Source organism: Streptomyces sp. YS-3, from assembly GCF_045257485.1.
Classification (GTDB): Bacteria; Actinomycetota; Actinomycetes; order Streptomycetales; family Streptomycetaceae; genus Streptomyces.
The window spans coordinates 1-1,890 of sequence record NZ_JBJHPC010000900.1 but is presented as its reverse complement, the minus strand read 5'-3'; the positions used below and the strand labels follow the sequence as shown (position 1 = coordinate 1,890).

Annotated in this window: 1 protein-coding gene; it reads left to right on the top strand. The window is 73.7% G+C overall.

The features are described 5' to 3' along the window. The first annotated feature begins 143 nt into the window (after positions 1–143). Positions 144–1,772, top strand: a complete 1,629-nt coding sequence (locus ACJA3G_RS36085; protein ID WP_406557253.1) for a hypothetical protein — start codon at positions 144–146, stop codon at positions 1,770–1,772. The last annotated feature ends 118 nt before the right edge of the window (positions 1,773–1,890 follow it).

Here is a 1,890-nt window from a genome sequence, read left to right as displayed (position 1 = left end):
TTCCCGCACAGCCGCCCCCGGGCACCCTCCCGAAAACGCCCCCCTCACGGCGGTCACGGGAGGACACTGGGTGCGCGGAAGCGGGCGGACCGGGGCAACGAGGCGTGCCGGTGCCGGGGTACCGGTGCGGGACAGGGGGGCACATGGCCGAGACCGGTCCTGAGTACGGTCCCGCGTACGCCCGGCCGGGCGGCGGTGGCGCCACCCGCACCGAGGCGACCCGGCTGCTCTGCGCGGGCGTCTACCTCGACAGCACCTTCCGCCGCCGGGTGATCGAGGAGCTCGTCCAGCACGAGGAGCGCCCGATCTCCCTCTCCCTGGGCGTCGACGCGCTGCCCGTCCTCGCGCACGCGCTGCGCGCCCGCCGCAAGGAGGCGGAGACCGCGCTCATGCTCCTCGGCGTCTGGGGCTCCTTCATCGCCCTCTGGTTCGCCGGGATCGGTTCGGACCGGATGCTTCCGATCCCCGGCTGGCTGGCGTACGCCCTCGTCTGCCTGGTCCTCGGGGGCGCGCGCGCCGGGGCCGGGCTCGGGGTGGCGGTCTTCACCCTCGACCGGTCGATGGTCAAGGAGGCGACCAGGGGCCGGCTGCAGATCCTGCTGCCGCTGGTGCCGTTCACGGTGGCGCTCGTGTACTGGACGGCCGCCCTGTACACGCTGTTCAGCGGCGCCGACGCCTGGGCGGGCGTGGTGTTCCCGCTGCTGCTGGTGCTGCCCGTCTGGGCCTACCGCGCGGACGTCACCGCCGTCATGCGCCACGAACTGGGCTCCGAGGCCTATCCGCACACCCGCCGCGAGGCACTGCCGCACCGCTACCGGCGCATCGGCGCCGCCATCGACCGCGAGCAGTACGCGGCGCTCACGATCTACGACCCGTTCCGCCCGTTCATCGGCGCCGGCCTGCCGTACGCCGAACAGTGGTCGCTGGTCATGGAGTTGAAGAAGCGCCGGGACGCGCCGCCGGACGCCGGGGCGGGCCCGCTCACCGGGCGCGAGGTCATCGACCTCATCAAGCCGGAGCTGGAGGCCCTGCGCACCTCGGCCGCCGCCACCAGCCGCGACCGGCTGCGCGAGCTGGAGGTGGAGGAGTTCGTCTATCTGCCGTCCGGGGTCGCCCGCTGGAAGGTCGCCTACGACCCGGCGGCGGTACGGCGCCACCTCGACGAGGCGGTGGGCGAGGGGGGCGAGGCGCGCCGCCACTTCCTGCGCGTCCGGATCGGCACCTGGGACGAGCAGGTCGTGGTCTCCGTGCTCGTCCGCGTCCACACCCAGGGCGGCATGCTCGTCCTGGAGGTCGTGCCGCACGTCCTGACGCCCGTGCGGCTGGAGTTCCGGGCCGTCGACGTGATCGAGGCGCGCGGCGAGGGCGACATCCTGCGCGACACGGTCCGGGGACTGCTCGCCGCCCCGACCGCGAACTTCGCCGCCATGACGTCGCTGGTCCGCACCGCGGTCTCCGAGTTCCGCACCTGGCTGGCCAACCCCCGGCACGCCCTGCCGGACGGACCGGCCACCTCCGTACGGGAGCTGGGGAGCACCAGCGATCTGTCCGTGTTCCAGAACATGGACGTCAAACGGTACGTACGGACCGTCCAGGACCGTATCGCCAGCGGGGTGCGGGCGGCGCTGCGGGCGAAGAATTACGAGACGGGCGACTTCGAGCAGCAGATCGTCACGGTGAGCGGCGGCGGGGTGTTCATCGGGGCGATGAGCGGCGGCGCGGTCGCGACGGGTCAGCAGGCGTCGGCGACGCACAAGGAAGGCGGAGAGTGATGGCGCGACACCCGGAAGGACCCGCGGAAGGACCGGCGGAAGGTCATGCGGAGGGGTACGCGGAGGAGCCTCCGGAGAGCGCGCGGCCGGGCACCCACCCGGCCGCCCCCGCGCAGCC

Coding starts and splice junctions, on each gene's coding strand:
- ACJA3G_RS36085 (WP_406557253.1), top strand. CDS start 144: ATGGCCGAGACCGGTCCTGAGTACGGTCCCGCGTACGCCCGGCCGGGC.